The sequence below is a fragment of the Pseudomonas sp. BO3-4 genome (genome assembly GCF_034044115.1).
In the GTDB taxonomy this organism is placed as follows: Bacteria; Pseudomonadota; Gammaproteobacteria; order Pseudomonadales; family Pseudomonadaceae; genus Aquipseudomonas; species Aquipseudomonas alloputida.
In genome coordinates this window covers 5,626,300-5,648,606 of sequence record NZ_CP139018.1, presented here as the reverse complement: position 1 = coordinate 5,648,606, position 22,307 = coordinate 5,626,300, and the positions used below count along the sequence as shown (strand labels likewise).

21 protein-coding genes are annotated in these 22,307 nt (G+C 63.1%); 6 read left to right on the top strand and 15 right to left on the bottom strand.

Annotated features, from left to right (window positions below):
- Nucleotides 1–16: 16 nt before the first annotated feature.
- Nucleotides 17–907 carry an esterase/lipase family protein gene (locus REH59_RS25900; protein ID WP_128573864.1) on the top strand — a complete coding sequence of 297 codons (891 nt, stop codon included), beginning with the start codon at nt 17–19 and terminating at the stop codon, nt 905–907.
- A 1-nt stretch (nt 908) separates the two neighbouring features.
- Here REH59_RS25900 and REH59_RS25895 read toward each other — a convergent pair whose 3' ends face one another.
- Nucleotides 909–1,790, bottom strand: a complete 882-nt coding sequence (locus REH59_RS25895; protein ID WP_014861700.1) for a DMT family transporter — start codon at nt 1,788–1,790, stop codon at nt 909–911.
- Nucleotides 1,791–2,013: 223 nt separating this feature from the next.
- On the opposite strand from REH59_RS25895, the gene REH59_RS25890 reads away from it, so the two are divergent.
- From REH59_RS25890 to REH59_RS25880, 3 genes are all read left to right on the top strand, one after another.
- A complete protein-coding gene (locus REH59_RS25890; protein ID WP_014861699.1) occupies nt 2,014–2,802 on the top strand; it encodes an AraC family transcriptional regulator in 789 nt (262 codons plus the stop codon).
- A 63-nt stretch (nt 2,803–2,865) separates the two neighbouring features.
- Complete coding sequence (locus REH59_RS25885) at nt 2,866–3,153, top strand: PsiF family protein (protein WP_014592571.1); 288 nt, start codon at nt 2,866–2,868, stop codon at nt 3,151–3,153.
- Between the two features lie 69 nt (nt 3,154–3,222).
- Nucleotides 3,223–4,230 (top strand): AI-2E family transporter, encoded by a 1,008-nt coding sequence (locus REH59_RS25880; protein WP_014861698.1) that lies wholly within the window; start codon nt 3,223–3,225, stop codon nt 4,228–4,230.
- A gap of 355 nt (nt 4,231–4,585) precedes the next feature.
- Here REH59_RS25880 and REH59_RS25875 read toward each other — a convergent pair whose 3' ends face one another.
- Entirely contained in the window at nt 4,586–5,857 is a 1,272-nt protein-coding gene (locus REH59_RS25875; protein WP_003249625.1) for an Hsp70 family protein, read from the bottom strand.
- Between the two features lie 164 nt (nt 5,858–6,021).
- On the opposite strand from REH59_RS25875, the gene cbpA reads away from it, so the two are divergent.
- Both cbpA and REH59_RS25865 read left to right on the top strand, forming a co-directional pair.
- A complete protein-coding gene (gene cbpA, locus REH59_RS25870) occupies nt 6,022–6,981 on the top strand; it encodes a curved DNA-binding protein (protein ID WP_047604671.1) in 960 nt (319 codons plus the stop codon).
- A 2-nt stretch (nt 6,982–6,983) separates the two neighbouring features.
- Nucleotides 6,984–7,289 carry a chaperone modulator CbpM gene (locus tag REH59_RS25865; protein ID WP_003249630.1) on the top strand — a complete coding sequence of 102 codons (306 nt, stop codon included), beginning with the start codon at nt 6,984–6,986 and terminating at the stop codon, nt 7,287–7,289.
- Nucleotides 7,290–7,541: 252 nt separating this feature from the next.
- Here REH59_RS25865 and REH59_RS25860 read toward each other — a convergent pair.
- From REH59_RS25860 to REH59_RS25800, 13 genes are all read right to left on the bottom strand, one after another.
- A protein-coding gene (locus REH59_RS25860) for an IS3 family transposase (protein ID WP_128573916.1) occupies nt 7,542–8,911 on the bottom strand; the annotation gives its coding sequence in 2 pieces (ribosomal slippage) (nt 7,542–8,429 and nt 8,432–8,911; 1,368 coding nt in all).
- Between the two features lie 226 nt (nt 8,912–9,137).
- Nucleotides 9,138–9,653, bottom strand: coding sequence for a GNAT family N-acetyltransferase (locus REH59_RS25855; protein ID WP_003249631.1), 516 nt, complete (start codon nt 9,651–9,653; stop codon nt 9,138–9,140).
- Nucleotides 9,654–9,684: 31 nt separating this feature from the next.
- Nucleotides 9,685–10,383 (bottom strand): urea ABC transporter ATP-binding subunit UrtE, encoded by a 699-nt coding sequence (gene urtE / locus REH59_RS25850; RefSeq protein ID WP_003249634.1) that lies wholly within the window; start codon nt 10,381–10,383, stop codon nt 9,685–9,687.
- 154 nt (nt 10,384–10,537) lie between these two features.
- Nucleotides 10,538–11,395: an urea ABC transporter ATP-binding protein UrtD gene (urtD, locus tag REH59_RS25845; protein ID WP_003249637.1), complete on the bottom strand. Its 858-nt coding sequence runs from the start codon at nt 11,393–11,395 to the stop codon at nt 10,538–10,540.
- On the bottom strand, nt 11,392–12,471 hold the full coding sequence (urtC, locus tag REH59_RS25840) for an urea ABC transporter permease subunit UrtC (RefSeq protein ID WP_004576470.1): 1,080 nt from the start codon (nt 12,469–12,471) through the stop codon (nt 11,392–11,394). The genes urtD and urtC overlap by 4 nt, the downstream gene beginning before the upstream one ends.
- Nucleotides 12,471–13,958, bottom strand: coding sequence for an urea ABC transporter permease subunit UrtB (gene urtB, locus REH59_RS25835; protein ID WP_265536557.1), 1,488 nt, complete (start codon nt 13,956–13,958; stop codon nt 12,471–12,473). Before urtB ends, urtC begins: the two co-directional genes overlap by 1 nt.
- 140 nt (nt 13,959–14,098) lie before the next feature.
- Nucleotides 14,099–15,364: an urea ABC transporter substrate-binding protein gene (gene urtA, locus REH59_RS25830; protein ID WP_003249642.1), complete on the bottom strand. Its 1,266-nt coding sequence runs from the start codon at nt 15,362–15,364 to the stop codon at nt 14,099–14,101.
- Between the two features lie 296 nt (nt 15,365–15,660).
- The gene (cycA, locus tag REH59_RS25825) at nt 15,661–17,067 is read right to left on the bottom strand and encodes a D-serine/D-alanine/glycine transporter (RefSeq protein ID WP_014861031.1); all 1,407 of its coding nucleotides are present in this window, start codon (nt 17,065–17,067) and stop codon (nt 15,661–15,663) included.
- Between the two features lie 221 nt (nt 17,068–17,288).
- Nucleotides 17,289–18,656, bottom strand: coding sequence for a PepSY-associated TM helix domain-containing protein (locus REH59_RS25820; protein ID WP_014861030.1), 1,368 nt, complete (start codon nt 18,654–18,656; stop codon nt 17,289–17,291).
- A gap of 56 nt (nt 18,657–18,712) precedes the next feature.
- On the bottom strand, nt 18,713–20,779 hold the full coding sequence (locus REH59_RS25815; RefSeq protein ID WP_004577042.1) for a TonB-dependent copper receptor: 2,067 nt from the start codon (nt 20,777–20,779) through the stop codon (nt 18,713–18,715).
- 66 nt (nt 20,780–20,845) lie between these two features.
- A complete protein-coding gene (locus REH59_RS25810) occupies nt 20,846–21,277 on the bottom strand; it encodes a DUF2946 domain-containing protein (protein ID WP_014861029.1) in 432 nt (143 codons plus the stop codon).
- A 22-nt stretch (nt 21,278–21,299) separates the two neighbouring features.
- A complete protein-coding gene (locus REH59_RS25805) occupies nt 21,300–21,785 on the bottom strand; it encodes a copper chaperone PCu(A)C (protein ID WP_004577044.1) in 486 nt (161 codons plus the stop codon).
- Between the two features lie 47 nt (nt 21,786–21,832).
- The gene (locus REH59_RS25800) at nt 21,833–22,222 is read right to left on the bottom strand and encodes a DUF2946 domain-containing protein (protein ID WP_017147985.1); all 390 of its coding nucleotides are present in this window, start codon (nt 22,220–22,222) and stop codon (nt 21,833–21,835) included.
- Nucleotides 22,223–22,307: the final 85 nt, after the last annotated feature.

Genomic DNA, 22,307 nt, shown 5'->3' with positions numbered 1-22,307 from the left:
CAAAGGAGCTGCGGCAATGCAGCAGGATTTGGCCACGCGATACCCGCTGGTGCTGGTGCCAGGCATGCTCGGGTTTGTCCGGATGGTGCTCTACCCCTACTGGTTCGGCATTGTGCCGGCCTTGCGCAAGGGTGGGGCGCAGGTGTTTCCGGTGCAGGTTTCGCCGCTGCATTCCAGCGAGGTACGCGGCGAGCAGTTGCTGGCGATCATCGACGATATCTGCCAACGTACCGGCGTCGACAAGGTCAACCTCATCGGCCACAGCCAGGGCGCCCTGAGCGCGCGTTACGCAGCGGCCAAACGGCCGGGGCGGGTGGCGTCGGTCACCTCGGTGGCGGGGCCCAACCATGGTTCTGAGCTGGCCGACCACCTGGAACGCACGGCACCGGGCCATTCACCCCAGGGGCGCATCCTCAAGGCCGTGCTGCATGGGTTTGCCGTGCTGCTGGTGTGGCTGGAAACCGGCTGGCGTCGTGACCCGCTGCCGGTAGATGTGCACGCCTCGCACCAGTCGCTGACCAGCGCCGGGGTGGCACTGTTCAACCAGGCTTATCCACAGGGCCTGCCGCAAACCTGGGGTGGGGAAGGGGCCTATGAGGTCAATGGCGTCCGCTATTACTCCTGGTCCGGCACCTTGCAACCCGGCCTGACAGACCAGGGGCGCAACCGCTTTGACGGCAGCAGCCGCTTCTGCCGCCTGTTCGCACGCAGTTTCATCAAGGAAAAGGGCCATTGCGACGGCATGGTCGGTCGTTTCAGTTCGCACCTGGGGCAGGTGATCGGCGACGATTACCCGCTCGATCACCTGGACATCGTCAACCAGTCGCTCGGTGCCGTGGGCAAAGGCGCGGAGCCTGTGCGGCTGTTCACCGAACATGCCGCCCGGCTCAAGGCGGCGGGGCTTTAGCTCAAGTGCCTTGGCGGCGGATCGGCGTGGTCCAGCGTTCGGCCAGCACTACGCCGGCCAAGGTCAGCAAGCCGCCGACCAGGTGGTAACTGGCCAGTTGCTCGTCGAGCACCACGGCGGCGATCAGCGCGGTGACCAGCGGCAGCAAGTTGAAGAACAGCGTGGTGCGGCTGGGCCCCAGGCGGTGCACGGCCTGCATCCACACCAGCGGCGCGATCATCGAAGCCAGTACGCAGGCATACAGGACCAGGCCGATGTTGTGGCTGTTCAGGCCGGTCTTGTCCGACAGCAAGAACAGCGGCAGCAACACGACGATGGCCACCAGCACCTGCAGGTACAGCAGCTGCATCGGCGGCAGGCGCAGCTGCCATTTCTTCAGCAGGAAGCTGTACAGCGCATAGGCCAATGTAGCCACCAGCATCAACAGATCGCCGCTGTTCAGCCCTTGCTGCAGCAGGCTGGCGGGGTGGCCGGCACTGACCACTTCAAGCACGCCAAAGAATGACACCACCGCGCCCAGCAGGGCACCGTAGCTCAGGCGCTGGCCCAGCCAGGCGATGGACAGCGCCAGTGACATCAGCGGCATCAGCGAGAGGATGATGCCCATGTTGGTGGCACTGGTGATGCCAGCGGCGAAGTAGGCCAGGCTCTGGTACATCGCCATGCCCAGCACGCCGAGCACGAACACCTGGGTCAGGTGCGGGCGGATGGCTGCGCGGTTGCGCCACACGGCAGGCAGCAGGAACGGCGTGAACAGCAAGGCGGCCAGCAGCCAGCGGTAGAAGCCGATCTCCGCAGGGTGGATGGCACCGGCGGACATCTTGGTGACCACGGTGTTGCCGGCCCAGATGAGGATGGCGGTGAGGGGGAACAGGTAATTCATGTAGCGGGTCACTCATTGGGGCCTGGATTGGGGCTGCCTTGCCGCCCTCGCGGGCTTGCCCGTTCCCATGGGGATACACAGGCCTGGAGGCTGGCGCAGATCCTGTGGGAGCGGGGAGCCCGCGAAGGCCTGCAAGGCAGGCCCTCGATAGGCCTGTATTATCGAATGTCTGTCTACAAGCCTATACTTCTATCCAGACAACCGACCCTGCAAAGCAGACAGCATGCCGCGCAAATACCTCGATATCCCCCAATTCACCCAACTGCCGGCCCCGGTGTACTTCCGCCACGACGAGTTCGTTGCCGACACCCACAGCGCCGTGCACCAACACGCCTGGGGCCAACTGAACTACACTGCCCACGGCGTAATGCATCTGGATGTGGCCGGCCAGCGCTTCCTGTCGCCGCCGCACTACGCCGTTTGGGTGCCGCCCGACACCGAGCATGGCTGCTATAACCCCCAGGCCATCGTCTACCGTTCCATCTACCTCGACCGCAGCCTGTGCGCAGCGCTGCCATCGCACCCGTGCAGCCTGATGATCAGTGACATCCTCAAGGCCATCCTCGGTGACTTCGCCCGGCGCAATCTCAAGGTGGCCGAGGACGAGCGTGACCAGCGCCTGGTACAGGTACTGCTTGACCAGTTGCTGCTGGCCCCCACCTTGGCCTGCTACCTGCCGTTTGCCCACAGCGATGGCTTGCGCCAGGTGCTCGACGCGCTCAGCGCCGAGCCGGGGGACAACCGCCCGCTGGCCGACTGGGCCGCACGCGTACACGTCAGCGAACGCACCCTGGCCCGCCAGTTTCTGCGCGAGCTGGGCATCAGCTTTGGCGAATGGCGCCTGCGCCTGCGTTTTCTGCGTGCCATCGAAGCGCTGGAAGCCGGCCTGCCGATTCAGGCCATTGCCTTCGACCTTGGCTACAGCAGCGCCTCGGCGTTCATCGCCATGTTCCAGCGCCAGGCCCGGTGTACGCCCGAGCAGTACCGCCGGCAGGCGCGGGCGGGGCGCTGAACATTCTTGGCTACACTCAGCTCGATCCCCGTGCATCGGGCGCGGAGCCAAGGAGACCACTCCATGAAAGTGCTGCAAATCCCGTTACTGGCGCTGGCGGTGTTGTTCAGTGCCCAAGGTTTCGCTGCCAATACCGCGCAGCAGGAAAAGATGAAAACCTGCAACGCCGACGCCACTGCCAAGGCCCTCAAGGGCGATGAACGCAAAGCGTTCATGAGCACCTGCCTGAAAAAGGATGTGCCCCAAACCCAGCAAGAGAAAATGAAGACCTGCAATGCTGACGCCACCACCAAAGCCCTGAAGGGGGACGAGCGCAAGGCCTTCATGAGCGATTGCCTGAAGAAGAAATGACCTGCGCCTATGCCTGCGCCGCCAAGGCTGGCAGACTGCGGCATTCCCGCTGTCTGCCGTCGAGGCTGTATGACCTTTACCCCCCGTCAGATCACCCTGGCCAGCCTGATCATCGTCATGGCTGGGCTGCTGCTGGCTTTGCCCCTGAAGTTGCTGCCCAGCCTGCTGGCCGGTCTGCTGGTGTTCGAACTGGTCAACATGCTGACCCCGCGCCTGCAACCGCTGCTTGCTGGCCAACGCGCGCGCTGGCTGGCCGTGGCGCTGCTCGGCACGCTGGTGGTCAGCACCCTGACACTGCTGATTGCCGGTGCCTTCAGCTTCCTGCTGCACGAGGCGGAAAACCCCGGCGCCTCGTTGGACAAGTTCATGGCCTTGGTCGAGCGAGCCCGCAGCCAGTTGCCCCCTTTCATCGAGGGCTACCTGCCTGCCAGTGCCGCAGAGTTCAAGGTGGCCATCGGCGACTGGATCAAGAGCCACCTGAGCGATTTGCAGCTGGTGGGCAAGGGTATGGCCCACATGTTCGTGACGATGCTCATCGGCATGATCCTCGGCGCCATCATCGCTTTGCAGCGCATTCCCGATATTTCACGGCGCAAGCCCCTGGCGGCGGCGCTGTTCGAACGTCTTAGCCTGCTGGTGAAAGCGTTTCGCAACATCGTGTTCGCGCAAATCAAGATCTCGCTGCTCAACACGATCTTCACCGGCATTTTCCTGGCCGTGGTGATGCCGCTGTTCGACGTGCACCTGCCGCTGACCAAGACGCTGATCGTGCTGACCTTCCTGCTGGGCTTGCTGCCGGTGATCGGCAACTTGATGTCCAACACCTTGATCACCATCGTCGGTCTGTCGCTGTCGATCTGGGTGGCGGCGGCGGCGCTGGGTTACCTGATCGTCATCCACAAGGTCGAGTACTTCCTCAACGCGCGGATCGTGGGTGGGCAGATCAGTGCCAAGGCGTGGGAATTGCTGCTGGCGATGCTGGTATTCGAGGCGGCGTTCGGGCTGCCCGGTGTCGTGGCGGGGCCCATCTACTATGCCTATCTGAAGAGTGAGCTGAAGCGGGCGGAGCTGGTCTGATCATGTAGTGGCCTGTACTGGCCCTTTCGCGGGTAAACCCGCTCCTACAGCGGCCTGCGGCCAATCACAGATGTGTGTCCACCCCCGATCGGTGCGTAGTAGCGGGTTTACCCGCGAATGCAGTAGCGGCGGCAACGGTGAACGGCGGGTGGTAATTGGCCAGCAGGCCCGGCCTCTTCGCGGGTAAACCCGCTCCTACACAGGGGCCTGTGGCCAATCACCGATGTGTGTCCACCCCCGATCGGTGTGTAGGAGCGGGTTTACCCGCGAATACGGTAGCGGCAGCAACGGTGAACGACTGGTGGAGATTGGCCAGCAGGCCCGGCCCGTTCGCGGCTACAAGCTAAACGACAAATCAGGCCGCGCCGTAACGCTTGCGCGCCTCGATGGCCAGCCCGCTACCAATGCTGCCAAAGATGTTGCCTTCCACATGCCGCGCATTCGGCAGCATCGCCGAAACACTGTTGCGCAGCGCCGGAATGCCGCTGGAGCCACCGGTGAAGAACACCGTATCGACCTGGTCTTCGCTTACCCCAGCCTTGGCCAGCAGCTCGGTCACGCTACCGCGCACGCGCTCCAGCAGGCCTTCGATCGCCTCTTCGAACAGCGCGCGGGTCAGTTCCGCAGTCAGCTCGGGCTCGACGCGCCGCAGGTCGATGTGGCGGCTGTCATGCTCGGTCAGCTCGATCTTGCTGGCTTCTACTTCCATCGCCAGCCAGTGCCCAGCGCGCTGCTCGATCAGTTTGAACAGGCGATCGATGCCGAAGCTGTCCTCGATGTCATAGCGCATGCTACCCAGCGCCAACTGTGATTTCTGCGAATACAAGGCGTTGATGGTGTGCCAGGTGGCCAGGTTGAGGTGGTAGCTGGTCGGCATCAGCGCACCGCTCTTCATGCGGCTGCCGTAGCCAAACAACGGCATCACGCCCTGAAGGCTCAGTTGCTTGTCGAAGTCGGTACCGCCAATGTGCACACCGCCCGTGGCGAGGATGTCGCTTTGGCGCTCGGCGACCCGATGGCGCTCGGGCGACAGGCGGATCAGGGTGAAGTCCGAGGTACCACCGCCGATGTCGACGATCAGCACCAGCTCTTCGCGGCTGATGCTCGACTCATAGTCGAAGGCTGCGGCAATCGGTTCGTACTGGAACGACACGTCCTTGAAGCCGATTTTGCGCGCCACTTCGGCCAAGGTGTCCTCGGCCTCCTGGTCGGCAGCCGGGTCTTCGTCGACGAAGAACACCGGGCGGCCCAGCACCACCTGGTCGAATTCACGGCCAGCGGCCGCTTCAGCGCGCTTCTTGAGCTCGCCGATGAACATGCCCAGCAGGTCCTTGAACGGCAGGGCGCTGCCCAGCACGCTGGTGTCGTGCTTGATCAGCTTCGAGCCCAGCAGGCTTTTCAGCGAGCGCATCAGGCGGCCTTCGTAGCCTTCCAGGTACTCGTGCAGCGCCAGGCGGCCATACACCGGGCGCCGCTCTTCGATATTGAAGAACACCACCGAGGGCAAGGTGATCTTGCCGTCTTCCAGGGCAATCAGCGACTCGACGCCAGGCCGGTGCCAACCGACCGTGGAGTTGGAGGTGCCAAAGTCGATGCCCAGGGCGCGGGCCGGGGATACGTCAGACATGGGAAATGGGCTTCCGGAGGCAAAACGGCCGCGCAGTGTATGCCAGTTGGCTACAGAATCAAGACCAGTCGTCTGCCTTGAGGCAAACCCAAGTCGGTCTTGAAAGGCTATGCTTGACCCCTATCTTCAGTTGCAACACGCACATTCACATTGGTGATCCACAAATGGACTTCAAAGACTATTACAAGATACTCGGCGTAGAGCCCACTGCGGACGAAAAGGCGATCAAGGCCGCGTACCGCAAACTGGCGCGCAAGTATCACCCCGATGTCAGTAAGGAGCGCGACGCCGAGGAGAAATTCAAGGAGGCCAACGAGGCCTATGAGGTGCTGGGCGACGCGCAGAAACGTGCCGAGTTCGACGAAATCCGCAAGTACGGCGGCCAGCATGGCCGGCCGTTCCAGGCACCACCGGGTTGGGAAAGCCGCGGTGGCGGCGGCGGCTTCGAAGGCGGCGACTTCTCCGACTTCTTCAGCTCGATCTTCGGTGGGCGCAGTGCGGGTGGCAACCCCTTCGGTGGCGCCCGGCAGCAGCAACGCAGTGCCGGCAGGCGGGGGCAGGACGTGGAGCTTGAACTGGCAGTATTCCTTGAAGAGACCCTGAGCAAGGAGTCCAAGCAGATCAGCTTCCAGGTGCCGCAAACCAATGCCATGGGCCAGCGCACCGGCTTCACCACCAAGACCTTGAACGTGAGGATTCCGGCTGGGGTGACCGACGGCGAGCGCATCCGCCTCAAGGGCCAGGGTGCGCCGGGCAGCGGTGGCGGGGCCAACGGTGACCTGTTCCTGACCATCCGCATGGCACCGCACCCGCTGTTCGATGTCGAAGGTCATGACCTGATCATCACTGTGCCGTTGGCACCGTGGGAGGCGGCCCTGGGCGCCAAGGTGGCGGTTCCGACCCTGGATGGCAAGATCAACCTGACCATCCGTCCTGACAGCCAGAGCGGCCAGCGCCTGCGTGTACCGGGCAAGGGCCTGGTCAACAAGCAGGGAGAGCGCGGCAACCTTTATGCGCAGCTCAAGGTGGTGATGCCGCCTGCGTCGGACGAATCTGCCCGCGAACTCTGGACCAAGCTTTCCGAGAAAGCTGCGTTCAACCCGAGGACACAATGGAGTAAGTGATCATGAGCAGCACCCTGATCGTTCAACTGGACATGCGTACCCTGTGTCAGGAAGCCGATGTCACGGCTGAATGCGTGATCGAAATCGTCGAACATGGCATTGTCGAACCTTCCGGGCGAACGCCGGAGGACTGGCTGTTTGACGATCAGGCGCCGCTGGTGACCAAACGAGCGGTGAAGCTGCACCAGGAGCTGGAACTGGAGTGGGAAGGGGTGGCGCTGGCGCTGGAGCTACTGCAGGAGGTGCAGCAGTTGCGCAGTGAGAACAACATGCTGAAGCAGCGGCTGGGCCGGTTTATTCAGATGTAGGTTCCCTTGCCGGCATCTGTGGGGGCCTTGTGTCGCGATGGGCTGTGCAGCAGCCCCAGATCTTTGCTCCACCGCAACATTGCCAGGGCTGCTTTGCAGCCCGTTCGCGACCCAAGGCCGCCCCCGCAATGGACCGCATTTCAGGTCGGTTCGGCGCCCGGGTTCAACCTTCCGGGCGAACGCCGGAGGACTGGCTGTTTGACGATCAGGCCTTGCCGGTTGAGCTGCGCCCCAGATGTTGGACGGTCGGTGCTAGGCTACCTCAGCTTGAGTTCTGTAAGCCACAGGACTCAGGCCGTTGAGTTTCATTTTAATGCGGTCATGGTTGTAGTAGTGGATGTACTCATCCAGTCCCGCCTGTAGCTCTGCGACGCTTTTGAAGCGCTCACGGTAGAAGTATTCCGACTTCAGCGTGCCGAAAAAACTCTCCATCGCGGCGTTGTCCAGGCAGTTACCTTTGCGTGACATGCTTTGCTCAAGCCCTGCTTCCTTCACACGTGCACAGTAATCAGGGTATCGGTAGTGCCATCCTTGGTCCGAGTGCAGCAGTGGTTTGTTGCCCGCCGGAAGCAGTTGAATCGCGCGCTCCAGCATTTCGCCGACCAAGGTGAAGCGCGGTCTGGTGTCGGTGCGATACGTCACGATTTCGCCGTTGTACAGATCCATTACAGGCGAGAGGTACAGCTTTTCACCCGCCACTTTGAACTCAGTGACATCGGTAACCCACTTCTGGTTAGGCTGATCAGCCTGGAAATTACGCTTGAGAATGTTAGGCGCGGCTTCTCCCATCAGGCCCCGATACGCCTTGTACTTCTTCGGGCGGACCGTGCACTTGAGGTCTAGAGCAGCCATCAGCCGGCGCACCTTTTTACTGTTAACCAACTGCCCAGAACTGCGCAGCGCAGAGGTAACCCGCCGATAACCATAACGACCGCGATGTCGGTCGCAGATCTCCTGGATCGAGATTTTGAGAGAGGCACACTTATCCCCGGCCTCAAGCAGCCCTAGCTGGTAATAGTAAGTACTGCGTGGCAGGCCGGCAGCCTTGAGCAGATCGGCAAACGGGTAGTGTTCGCGCAAAGCCCTTACTAGCCGGGTTTTTTCCTGGCTTTCTTCAGCCTCGCCTTCTCCTCGTCGAGCTCCTCGAGCTTTTTTAGGTAGGCGTTCTCCGCTTCAAGCTGGCGAAGTCTCTTGAGCAGCTCCGCATGGGTAAGCTCCTCGATAGGTTTGGGAGCGGTCTCTTCGGGCTTGCGCGGGGCTTTAGGCATAGGGGTGACCAATATCTTTTTGCTTGAGGACAGGGCCTGGAAGCCGCCACTGTAATACTGTTCCTCCCAGCGCCGCACCTGAGATGAGTTACCCAGGTTGAACAACGCTGCGGTGGCCCGGAGCGACAGCTTCTCGCGCCACATACGGTAGAGCACAGAAAGCTTGAACTCACTGCTGTAATGACCGCCAGGCTTCTCGAAGCTGGCCTCACCATGTAACTGATAGGACATGACCCAACGGCGCAGCAAAGTCGGATCGATTTGAAACAGCGCCGCGATGTGGCGAAAGCCTCGGCCACGCTTGAGGAAAGCCTGGATGGCTGACTGCTTGAATTGTGTTGAGTACTTGCTCATAAAAACCCCAGATGATGGACAGATGTCCAACATCTGGGGCGCAGCTCAGGTATCTGTGGGAGCAACTGTCTTGCTCAATTTCTAAAAGCTGGCGCCTTCCCTGTGGGAGCGGCCTTGTGTCGCGATGGGCTGTGCAGCAGCCCCAGATCTGTGCTTCACCGCAACATTGCCAGGGCTGCTTTGCAGCCCATCGCGACCCAAGGCCGCTCCCACAATGGACCGTATTTCAGGTCGGTTCGGCGCCCGGGTTCAGCACCAGTTGCATGAAGGTCAGATCAAGCCAGCGGCCAAACTTTACCCCCACCTGCGGCATCTGGCCGGTCACCACGAAGCCCAGCCGCTCATGCAGGCGAACCGACGCCGCATTGCCACTCTCGATGGCCGCCACCATCACATGCTTGCCGCACCCCTTCGCCCGCTCGATCAGCGCGGCCATCAACACCGGCCCCAATCCCTTGCCCCGTTGGTCGCCACGGACATACACCGAGTGCTCCACAGTCAGGCGAAAGCCCTCGAACGGCCGCCAGTCGCCAAACGAGGCATACCCCAGCACGCCCGTCTCATCTGTAGCTACCAAAATCGGGTAGCCCTGCTGCGCCCGCGCTTCAAACCAGGCCTGGCGGTTGCCGAGGTCCACCGGGGTTTCGTTCCAGATCGCCGTGGTGTTGAGCACCGCGTCGTTGTAGATGTCCAGTATGCCCGGCACATCGGTGGGCCGGGCATCGCGGATTTCGTAGCTCATGACAGCGTCTCGCAAGGTCGTTGCTCGCAGATTAAATGGTTACCAGCCCGCGTACACCTTCGGCTTGCATGTTTTCGCCGCGGCCGCGCTGGATGATTTCGCCGCGGGCCATGACCAGGTACTGGTCAGCCAGCGCTTCGGCAAAGTCGTAGAACTGCTCCACCAGCAAAATTGCCATGTCGCCACGCTCGGCCAAGCGGCGGATGACCGCGCCGATCTCCTTGATCACCGACGGCTGGATGCCTTCGGTCGGCTCGTCGAGAATCAGCAGGCGCGGGCGGCTGGCCAGGGCGCGGCCGATGGCCAGCTGTTGCTGCTGGCCGCCAGACAGGTCGCCACCGCGGCGTTGTTTCATCTGCTCCAGCACAGGGAACAGCTCGTAGATGAAGGCTGGTACCTCGCGGGCTTCGCGGGCGGGGAAGCGCGACAGGCCCATCAGCAGGTTTTCCTCGACGGTCAGGCGCGGGAAGATTTCGCGGCCCTGGGGCACGTAGGCGATGCCGGCCTGCACCCGTTGCTGTGGTTTGAACGCGGTGATCGGCTTGCCTTCCCATTCGATGCTGCCGTCGCGGGCGGGCACCAGGCCCATCAGGCAGCGCAGCAAGGTGGTCTTGCCCACGCCGTTGCGGCCCAGCAGGCAGGTCACTTCGCCGACCTTGGCTTCGAAGGACAGGCCGCGCAGGATGTGGCTGCCGCCGTAGTACTGGTGCAGGGTGTCGATCTTGAGCATGTGAGAGTTCCTGAAAGGGATGCTGTGCCTAAGCCGGCCTTTTCGCGGGCAAGCCCGCTCCTACGACGGGAACCGCCCCATGGCATTACGCCCCCTGTAGGAGCGGGTTTACCCGCGAAGAGGCCGGCACAGGCGCCAAAAATTTCAAATCCGGTCACCGGCCCAGATACACCTCGACCACCCGCTCATCTGCCTGCACCTGCTCCAGCGAGCCTTCCGCCAGCACGCTCCCCTGGTGCAGCACGGTCACATGGTCGGCAATGCTGCCGACGAAGCCCATGTCATGTTCCACGACCATCAGCGAATGCTTGCCAGCCAGGCCCTTGAACAGCTCGGCGGTAAATTCGGTCTCGGCATCGGTCATGCCGGCCACCGGTTCATCGAGCAGCAGCAGTTGCGGCTCCTGCACCAGCAGCATGCCGATCTCCAGAAACTGCTTCTGCCCATGCGACAGCAAGCCGGCCTGGCGCTGGGCCAGCGGCAGCAGGCGCAAGGTGGTCAGCACGTCCTCGATACGCTGGCGCTGGTCACCGCTCAGGCGCGCGGCCAGGCTGGCCCACACCGACTTGTCGGTCTTCAGCGCCAGTTCCAGGTTCTCGAACACGGTCAGCGCTTCGAACACTGTGGGCTTCTGGAACTTGCGGCCAATGCCGGCCTGGGCGATCTGGTATTCGCTCATGCGGGTCAGGTCGAGGGTATCGCCGAAGTAAGCCGTGCCGCTGTCGGGGCGGGTCTTGCCGGTGATTACGTCCATCATCGTGGTCTTGCCGGCACCGTTGGGGCCGATGATGCAGCGCAGCTCGCCCACCCCGATGTACAGGTTCAGCGCGTTGAGCGCCTTGAAACCATCGAAGCTGACGCTGATGTCTTCCAGGCTCAGCACCGTACCGTGGCGGGTATCCAGGCCGGCCTTGCGGCTGTGGCCCAGGCCGATGGCATCGCGCCCGGCGCCGAGGTTGTCGAATACCGGTTCCAGCATGAACTCCGGGTGGACTGGGGGCACGCCTCTCATGGCTGGCTCCTTTTCTTCAACAGGCCGACCACGCCCTTGGGCAGGTACAGGGTAACGAGGATGAACAACGCGCCGAGGAAGAACAACCAGAACTCGGGGAAGGCCACGGTGAACCAGCTTTTCATGCCGTTGACCAGGCCGGCACCGAGCAGCGGGCCGATCAGCGTGCCGCGCCCGCCCAAGGCTACCCAGACGGCGGCTTCGATCGAGTTGGTCGGCGACATCTCGCTGGGGTTGATGATGCCCACCTGCGGCACGTACAGCGCACCGGCCAGGCCGCACAGCACGGCGCTCAGTACCCACACCAGCAGCTTGAAGCCGCGCGGGTCGTAGCCGCAGAACATCATGCGGTTTTCAGCGTCACGCACGGCGGTGAGCAGGCGGCCGAACTTGCTGCGGGTCAGGCGCCAGCACAGGTACAGGCTGGCCAGCAGCAGGGCCACGGTCAGCAGGAACAACACCGCGCGGGTGCCCTGGGCTGCAATGTCGAAGCCGAGGATGGTGCGGAAGCTGGTGAAGCCGTTGTTGCCGCCGAAGCCGGTTTCGTTGCGGAAGAACAGCAGCATGCCGGCAAAGGTCAGGGCCTGGGTCATGATCGAGAAGTACACGCCTTTGATCCGCGAGCGGAAAGCGAACCAGCCGAACACCAGCGCCAGCAGCCCGGGCGCCAGCACCACCAGGCACAGGGCCCAGGCGAAATGCTGGGTACCGGCCCAGTACCAGGGCAGCTCGGTCCACGACAGGAAGGTCATGAACCCGGGCAGGCCGTCGCCGGCGGCCTGCCGCATCAGGTACATGCCCATGGCATAGCCGCCCAGGGCGAAGAACAGGCCATGGCCCAGTGACAGCAGCCCGGCATAGCCCCAGACCAGGTCCAGGGCCAAGGCGACGATGGCGTAACAAAGAATCTTGCCGACCAGGGTCAGGGTGTAGGCCGACACGTGCAGGGTATGGTCTGCCGGCAGCAGTGAGCACAGTGGCAAAGCCACCAGCAGCAGGACGACGACGGCACCGAGGGTAAGGGTCAGGCGTGGGCCGGCCTTTTGCGTAGCAGTGACAAGCAGTGGCTGGTTCATCAGTCGATTACCCGTCCCTTGAGGGCGAACAGGCCTTGCGGGCGTTTCTGGATGAACAGAATGATCAACGCAAGGATGAGGATCTTGCCGAGTACGGCACCGATCTGCGGCTCCAGCAGCTTGTTGGCGATGCCCAGGCCGAACGCGGCCCAGAGGCTACCGGCCAGTTGCCCGACGCCGCCGAGCACCACCACCAGGAATGAATCGATGATGTAGCTTTGGCCCAGGTCCGGGCCGACATTGCCCACCTGGCTCAAGGCCACGCCACCGAGCCCTGCGATGCCCGAGCCGAGGCCAAAGGCGAGCATGTCGACGCGCCCGGTGGACACGCCGCAGCAGGCGGCCATGTTGCGGTTCTGGGTGACTGCGCGCACGTTCAGGCCCAACCGGGTACGGTTGAGCAGCAGCCAGGTGAGCAGCACCACGGCCAGGGCGAAGCCGATGATGACCAGGCGGTTGTATGGCAGCACCAGGTTGGGCAGCAGCTGGATGCCGCCAGACAGCCAGGCTGGGTTGCTCACCTCGACGTTCTGCGCGCCGAACAGCAGGCGGATGGCCTGGATCAGGATCAGGCTGATGCCCCAGGTGGCCAGCAGGGTTTCCAGTGGCCGGCCGTACAGGTGGCGGATCACCGTGCGCTCCAGCGCCATGCCTACACCGGCACTGACGGCGAACGCCACCGGCAGGGCAATCAGCGGGTAGAACTCGATGGCGCCTGGGGCGAAGCGCTGCAGCAGTACCTGGACCATGTAGGTGCTGTAGGCGCCGAGCATCAACATCTCGCCATGGGCCATGTTGATCACCCCAAGCAGGCCGAAGGTGATCGCAAGGCCCAGCGCTGCCAGCAGCAGGACCGAACCCAGCGACAGGCCGCTGAAGGCCTGGCCGAGCAGTTCGCCTACCAGCAGTTTGCGCTTGACCTGGGCCAGGCTCGTTTCGGCGGCTGTGCGCACGCCCGGGTCGCGTTCCGCATCGGGCTGCAGCAGGGCTTCGAGGCGCGTGCGGGCCAGCGGGTCGCCGGTTTCACCCAGCAGGCGCACGGCGGCCAGGCGCACTGCGGGCTCGCTGGCGCCCAGTTGCAGGTTGGCCAGGGCCAGGCCGAGGGCGGCCTGTACAGCGGCGTCCGGCTCGGCGGCGAAGCGCCGGTCGAGGAAGGCCATTTGCGCGGGCTGTGCGCTTTTCTGTAATTGCTGGGCCGCGGCCAGGCGGGTGTCGCTGCTGTCGCTGAGCAACTGATGGCTGGCCAGGGCGTTGTCGATCAGGCCGCGCAGGCGGTTGTTCAGGCGCACCTTGCGGGTGTCGTCGGCAGCGATGCGGCCTTGGCGCAGGTTTTCCAGCAGCGGCAGGCGCGCAGCATCGGGTTGTGCTGCCCAACCTTCGAGCAGGCGGCCTTGCTCGGCGGGCTTGGCGGTGAGAAAGAATTCGCCCTCGCTGGCGTGGGTTGCCAAGGGCATTAGCAGGAGAAGTGTGAGCAGGAGTCTGAGCATGCGGGCAATCCTGGAAATCGGTGTTGGATTCTTCGCGGGTGAACCCGCGCCTACACAGGGACGGTGCAAGGTTTGAAACCTGCGCGGTCCTTGTAGGAGCGGGTTCACCCGCGAATGGGCTGCAAAGCAGCCCCATGCACTCAGTTACCTTTCACGGCGTAATCTGGCCGCTTGTCATTGCCTGGAATGAACGGGCTCCAAGGCTGCGCCCTTAGCGGCTGCTCGGTTTCCCACACCACGCTGAACTGGCCGTCATCCTGAATCTCGCCGATCATCACCGGCTTGTGCAGGTGGTGGTTGGTCTTGTCCATGGTCAGGGTGAAGCCCGACGGCGCCTCGAAGCTCTGCCCGGCCAGTGCTTCGCGGACCTTGTCAACGTCAGTGGACTTGGCTTTCTCGACAGCCTGGGCCCACATGTGGATGCCCACGTAGGTGGCTTCCATGGGGTCGTTGGTCACGGCCTTGTCGGCACCCGGCAGGCCCTTGGCCTTGGCGTAGGCCTTCCAGTCGGCGACGAATTTCTGGTTGACCGGGTTATCCACCGATTCGAAGTAGTTCCATGCCGCCAGGTGGCCCACCAGCGGTTTGGTATCGATGCCGCGCAGTTCCTCCTCGCCCACCGAGAAGGCCACCACCGGCACGTCGGTGGCCTTCAGGCCCTGGTTGGCCAGTTCCTTGTAGAACGGCACGTTGGAGTCACCGTTGACTGTGGATATGACAGCGGTCTTGCCGCCGGCGGAGAACTTTTTGATGCTGGCGACAATGGTCTGGTAATCAGCGTGGCCAAAGGGCGTGTACACCTCTTCGATGTCCTTGTCGGCCACGCCTTTGCTGTGCAGGAATGCGCGCAGGATCTTGTTGGTGGTGCGCGGGTAGACGTAATCGGTGCCCAACAGGAAGAAGCGCTTGGCGCTGCCGCCGTCCTCGCTCATCAGGTATTCCACGGCCGGGATGGCCTGCTGGTTCGGGGCGGCGCCCGTGTAGAACACGTTCGGCGACATCTCTTCGCCCTCATACTGCACCGGGTAGAACAGCAGGCCGTTGAGTTCTTCGAACACCGGTAGAACGGACTTGCGCGACACGGAGGTCCAGCAGCCGAACACCACGGCCACTTTGTCCTGGGTCAGCAGTTGGCGGCTCTTTTCAGCGAACAACGGCCAGTTGGACGCCGGGTCGACCACCACCGGTTCCAGCATCTTGCCGTTCACACCACCCTTGGCGTTGATCTGCTCGATGGTCATCAGCGCCATGTCCTTGAGCGATGTCTCGGAAATGGCCATGGTCCCGGAAAGCGAATGCAGGATACCGACCTTGATGGTCTCGGCGGCCTGGATACTCCAGCTCAGGCCCATCGCCGCAATCGATGCGCTGAGGGTAAGGGCCTTGATCAGACTGCGACGCTTCATGTGCTCTCTCCGCTGAGTTTTTTATGGTGTTGGGCAAGCGGGGAGGGCGTTGCAAGGGGTGTGCCTAGTGGCAAAAGGTACGGTTTAGAGGGGCTGTGCGAGGTGTTGGGGCGTTGGTTGGATCCAGGTTGGTGCTTGATGGAATTGTGTGCACAGGATTGGGGCCGCGGTGCGGCCCATCGCGACACAAGGCCGCTCCCACAGGTAAGGCGCCAGCTTTTAGAAATTGAGCAAGACAGTTGCTCCCACATCGGACGGCGTACACCGTGCCTTCGTGGGAACAGCCCCCGAGGCCATCAGCCGTTACGCACGGCCGTGCGGGGATGGCGCCTGCTGCGTACGAGCTGGTAGGTCACCGCCAGCACCACAAACCAGATCGGCGTCACCACCAGCGCTGAACGGGTATCCGCTTCCAGGCTCAGCAACACCAGGATGAAAGCGAAGAACGACAGGCACACGTAGCACATGAAGCGCCCGCCCGGCATCTTGTAGTTCGATGCCTGGTGCAGCGCCGCGCGGTCTTTGCGGTACTTCAGGTATGACAGCAGAATCAGCGTCCACACGAACATGAACAGTACCGCTGACACGGTGGTGACCAGGGTGAATGCCTCGACCACGTTCGGCACCAGGTAGATCAGCACTGCACCGAGCAACAGGCAGCTGCACGAGAAGTACAGGCCGTTGGCCGGCACCGAACGGCTCGACAGTTTTTCAAAGGCCTTGGGCGCGTCACCTTCCTGCGACAGGCCGTAGAGCATGCGGCTGGTGGAGAATACGCCGCTGTTGGCCGAGGAGGCCGCCGAGGTCAGCACCACGAAGTTGATGATGCTCGCTGCCGCCGGCAGGCCTGCCAGCACGAACAACTCAACGAATGGGCTCTTGCCTGGCACCACGTCGCGCCACGGGGTCACGGCCATGATCGCGATCAGCGCCAGCACATAGAACACGATGATGCGGATCGGGATCGAATTGATCGCCCGCGGCAGGGTGCGTTCCGGGTTCTTCGCTTCGGCGGCGGTGGTACCCACCAGCTCGATGCCGACGAAGGCGAACACGGCGATCTGGAAACCGGCGAAGAAGCCCATCAGGCCATGGGGGAACATGCCGCCGTCATTCCACAGGTTGGCCAGCTGGGCGGTGCGCCCGCTGGGCGAGGTGAAGCCGGTGATGACCATGTACAGGCCGGTCGCGACCAGACCGAGGATGGCAACGATCTTGACCAGGGCGAACCAGAACTCCATTTCGCCGAACATTTTTACGGTGACCAGGTTCAGCGACAGCAGCAGCCCTACGCAGGTCAGCGCCGGTATCCACTGCGGCAAGTCAGGGAACCAGAACTGCGTGTAGGCGGCGATGGCAACCACATCGGCAATGCCGGTGACCACCCAGCAGAACCAGTAGGTCCAGCCAGTAAAGTAGCCGGCCCAGGGGCCGAGCAGGTCGGCGGAAAAGTCGATGAACGATTTGTAGTTCAGGTTCGACAGCAGCAGTTCCCCCATGGCGCGCATGACGAAGAACAGCATGAAGCCGATAATCATGTAGACGAAGATGATCGATGGCCCGGCCAGGCTGATGGTCTTGCCTGAGCCCATGAACAGACCGGTACCGATCGCGCCGCCGATGGCGATCAGCTGGATGTGGCGGTTGGTCAGGTTGCGTTGCAGGTGCGGTTCATCTGTCGCTATGGGTGAGGTTTGCGTCATAGGCTGCATTCCCTTGTAAAGGCCAGTCTTCTTGTCAGAGGTAGCCGGCTAGGCTAACACGCGCGTTCCAGTTCGGGGCGCGACAGATCGACTCTCCATTTGCAGCTCAGCATTTGGCCTGTACCGGCCTCTTCGCGGGTAAACCCGCCCCTACAAAGGCAACGCGGTCCCCTGTAGGAGCGGGTTTACCCGCGAAGAGGCCAGCACAGGCAACACAAGGCTCAAGCGCTGGCCAAGACCCTGCGGCGCCTCACCACCAAACTATCCACCCCCCACATCACCACCATCGACACCCCTACCAGCGGGAACATCACCCCCAGCACCAGCATCACTGCCACCGCCGCCTTCCAGCGTGGCAGGTCATGACGCAAAGGCGGTACGCCCAGGCCGCCGTCCGGCCGGCGCTTCCACCACATCACCAGCCCGCTCACCGAACCCAGCAGGATCATCAGGCACACCAGCAGGATGATGATCTGGTTCAGCGCCCCGAACATCTTGCCTTCGTGCAGCATCACGCCCAGCTCGGTGGCGCGGGCAACCGGGCTGTAGTCCTGCCAGCGCACATCGGCCAGAACCTTGCCGGTGTATTGGTCGACATGCAGGGTAGCGTCGTTGCGCGGGTCGTCGGCGAACACGGCAATGGTGAACACCCCGTCGGCAGTGGTGGGCAGGGTAATGCTGTAGCCCGGCTCGACCTGACGCGAAGTGGCAATGTCTTCGACTTGCTGCACGCTCACCTGGGGCGCTGCGGGCAGGTCCGACATCATGTGGTGCCCGCCGTGCTCGGCGTGTGCACCGGACTGTGGCATCGGCGTGTTTTCCATGGCCCAGGGTACGGTCTGGCGGTGTGCGCTGTTCAGCTCACGCGCCTGCTGGTCCGACTTGGGCACGTCGTTCCACATGGCTGCCGGGAAGCGGTTCCACAAATCAGCGTACTGCTTGCCCCACAAGCCGGTCCAGGTCATGCCGCTGACCAGCATCAACAACAGCAAGGCCGAACCCCAGAAACCGGTTACCGCGTGCAGGTCACGCCAGAGCAGCCGGCCGCGTGCCGTCAGCCGCGGCCAAAGCACGCCAGCGCCACTGCGCCCGCGCGGCCACCACAGGTACAGGCCCGATACCACCAGCACGATGCCCCAGCCCGCCGCCAGTTCCACCAGCCGGTCACCGACCGTGCCGACCATCAGCTCGCCATGCAGGGCGCGGGCGATGGCCTGCAGGTTCTGCTTACCGTCCTGTTCGCCGAGGACCTTGCCGCTGTATGGTTCGACGAACACGTTCAGTTCGCGCCCGCCGTCATGCACCACGAACTGCGCACTGCGCGCGGCGTTCAGTGGCGGCAAGTACTGGGCGATGTGGCCCTTTGGGTAGGCCTGGCGCACTTCAGCCAGCATCGTGTCTGCGCCCTGCCGGTGCTGGCCGGCCTCGACCACCATCAGGTCGCGGTACAGCAGCGGGTCAAGCTGGGGCTTGAACAAATAGATGATCCCGGTGATTGCCAACAGGATCATGAACGGGGCCACGAACAGCCCCGCATAAAAATGCCAACGCCAGGCCAGGTTATAGAAAGAGACGCGTGTTCCTCTCATGGGAACCTCCTTTTTTGACCAGCTGAAAGGCGCAACCGAAGCTGCGCCCGTTGTTGTCAGAAGCTGAAGTCGACCTTGGTCCAGAAGGTCCTGCCTGGCTCGTTGACCGGCTGTGGATCTGTAGCCGGGTAGCCGAACCCGGCGTTCCCGGCCAGGTTCAAGTGCTCGGCGTAGGTTTTGTCGAACAGGTTGTCGACCCCTGCGCTGAGCTTGAGGTTGTTGTTCACCTTGTAGGCGCCGTTCAGGGAGAACACGCCGAAGCCGGCGCTCTTGTCGTAGTCCTTGCCGACGACGTTCCCTTGGTTTTCGGCAATGCGGTTCTGCGCCGCCACCAGCCGCCACAGTGCGCCGACGCTCCACACATCGCGGCTGTAGGTCAGGCCCAGGCGGCTTTCCAGGGGAGGCATTTGAGGTAGCGCCTTGCCGTCACTGCTGTTCTTGCCCCAAGCGTAGGCAAGCGTGGCGTCGGCCTTCCAGTTGTCAGTCAGCTGGTAGGCGGCGCCCAGTTCGCCACCCATGATGCGGGCGTCGATGTTCTGCGCCTGCGAGGTGCTCATGCCCATCATGCCGGTGCGGTAGTCGAACAGGATGTAGTCGCGAATCTGCCCGACATAGCCCGAAGCCCAGGCCTCCAGGCGCTCGGTGCGGTACTGGATGCCGAAGTCGAGCTGGGTGGTTTTCTCTGGCTTGATGCCGTCGAAGGCGTTGGCTGCCCCGGCGGGTGCCAGCTTGGGTGAGAACAGCTCCCAGTAGTCGGGGAAGCGCTGGGCGTGGCCGAGGCCGATGTAGGTGGTGGCTGGAATGGCTGCAAGGTCGTGCTCGTAGCGGATGAAACCGCTCGGCAGGGTGTCGGCACGGGTGTCGCCTTCGGTGGCGCTGGTTTTGCGGAAGTCACGCGCCGAGGCGCGGTCCAGACGGGCGCCGGTAATCAAGCGGTCCTCGCCGCTGACGTACCAGGTCAGTTCGCTGAAGGCGCCGTAGTTGTGGAAGTCGGCGTCCTTGGTCCAGGCTTGGCCCTTGTGTGCGTCCACACCCATACCGCCGCGCTTGCGATGTTCGTTGGTTTGCGCGTCGATGCCGCTGATCAGCTGCACGTCGGCCCAGCGCCAGGTGGCCTTGATGCGTGCACCCATGGTGCGGCGGTCGACGTTGCTGACCATCGGCATGCCCATCATGCCGCTACCCGACGGCGTGCGCAGGCTGTAGTTGTCCATCACATGGTCGGCGTAGTTGTAGTAGACCTGCGCCTCGACTTTGTCGAGCACCTCGCCGAGGTTGGACTTTTCAAAGCGCAGGCCCAGGCTTTCGCGCTTGAACTGCGAGCCGTCCATGCCGCGCCCGGCGTAGCGGGCTTCGCCATCACCCTTGCCGGCCGTCAGTTCCAGCAAGGTGTCCTGGTCGGGTGTCCAGCCGAGGGCGACATCGCCGTTCCACTTGTCCCAGCGCGACGGCACGGTGTCGTTGTTGCCGTCGTGGTAGTCGTCCGAACGTGACTGGTTGCCGACGAAGCGGGCATAGGCCTGACTGTTGCCAGCCGCGGCATCCAGCACCTTGTCGAAGCGGCCGTTGGAGCCGGCCAGCAGGCTTGCGTTGACGCGGCTGCCGAGGGTGCCGAACTTCTCTGGTTCGCGCTCGAAGAGGATGGTGCCTGCCGAGCCGCCGGGCCCCCAGATGACGCTCTGCGGGCCTTTGATCACGGTCAGGCGGTCGTAGGTTTCTGGCGAAATATAGGACGTGGGCGCGTCCATGCGATTGGGGCAGGCTCCAAGCATCAAGCCACCGTTGGTGAGGATGTTCAGGCGCGAGCCGAACATGCCGCGCAGTACCGGGTCGCCGTTGGTACCGCCAGCACGGATTGCCGAGAAGCCGGGGATGGTCTTCAGGTAGTCGGCGCCGTCGCTGGCCGGCACTGGCTGGCGCGGGTCTTTCGGGTTGGTGACCACGGTCAGCGGTGAACTCGGGGCCACGGCGGTGATCACCGTCGGGCTCAGCTCGGGTGCGTCGTGCACATGGCCTTCATGGCCAGGGTCGGCGGCCAGGGCCATGGGTGCGAGCAGCGAACCGCACAGGGCGGCGATGGTCCCACGCAGGGACAAGGCAAAAACAGGGGTGCAGCCGGACATAATGATTCCAGTCGATCAGTCATGAGTTAGCGCGAAGCCTCCTGGCTTCGTGCGCAAAATGTGGTTTCAGACGTTGATCGAAGAAGGCGGGGCGCGGCTGCGCGCACCAGGGAATACAGCCTGCCGGGCATGGCCCTGGTGCGTTGGCGCAAGCAGGTGGGTGGTGGGGACGATGCTGCCGGCGCTGAGCGGGCTGAGGGCCTGGGGCAGGGCCGGGCAGTTGAACAACAGGCTGCAGTAACCGCACTTTTCCCACATCACATGCAACTGGCCATCGCCGCCGTGGCCGTGATGGGCGTCGCCGCCATGCTGATGGGCAGCCGCCATCGGCATGTCCATCGGCATGTTCATGCCCGCGTGGTGGTCCATCGGCATCGACTGGGAAATCAGCGGGCCGATGAAGATCATCCACATGGCGAACAGGCTCAGCCATCCGCCACCGGCGCGCCTGAGGTCAGGGCGGATGGTACGGCCGATGCTGTGGCGCGGCAGGCTCATGGCGCGTGCCTGTCAGCAGGTATCAGTGCGCGTGTTCGTGGGCTTGCGGCTGGTCCGCTGGCGCCTGCTTCTGCACGGCCACTTCAACGGTGATGTCGCCGGCCTTTTCGAAGTGCAGGGTCAACGGGAAGCGTTTGCCGTCGCTGAGCAGGCTTCGGTCCTTGGGCTGCATCAGCATCACGTGGTAGGCACCAGGGGCAAAGGTCAGGTCCTTGCCGGCAGGCACTACCACACTGGGCACCTGTTGCATCTTCATGGCGCCAGTGGCGCTCATGGCATGCTCGTGCAGTTGCGCGTCATCGCTGATGGGGCTGTCGACGCTGAGCAGGCGGTCATCGGCCTGGCCTTTGTTGTGCACCACGAAATACGCGGCGACGTTAGGCGCGTTGGGTGGCAACTGCAGCGACCACGGGTGAGCAATGTGCAGGTCACCCACGCTGTATTCGTGGGCATTGGCAAAGGCGCCAGGCAGCAGCAGGGCGGCCATGACGAGGGCGTGCTTGAGCATGGTGAATCTCCGTTTCCGTTCTGGTTCAGGCAGACAGCGTGATGAACTCAGGCTAGCGGAGAGGCACGAGGATTCAGCCCAGGCCAGAGCTGGCGGGGCGTGGGTGTGTACTTGGCAGGTGGCGGCAGCAGCCCGCTGAGCAGTGTCGGCGGGTTGTGCAACTGTGGCGGGTAGCCGGGCAGGGCCAGCAACGGCACGGCACCAGAACAGCACCAGCAGTTCATCATGCCGGCGCTGTCGTCACTTTGCGGGCCGAGGTCGATCTTGGCCAGGGCCTGAACGTCGACGTTGGCCTTGTTGGCCATGCTGGAACAGAAAGCCCCCCACAGCAGCTGCTCGGCCGGGCCCTTGGGCGCAGCAGAAGACAGCGGCATGGCCAGCAGGTTGAACAGCACTGCAAGGCAGGCTATCCAGGCAATGTGCCGACGTGGGGGCATGGAGAGATCCGGTCAGGAATCGTGGTGGCTATTGTAAGGCCGAGTATAGGTAAAAATGGCGGGGTGCGGTGAAGTGACGCAGGTG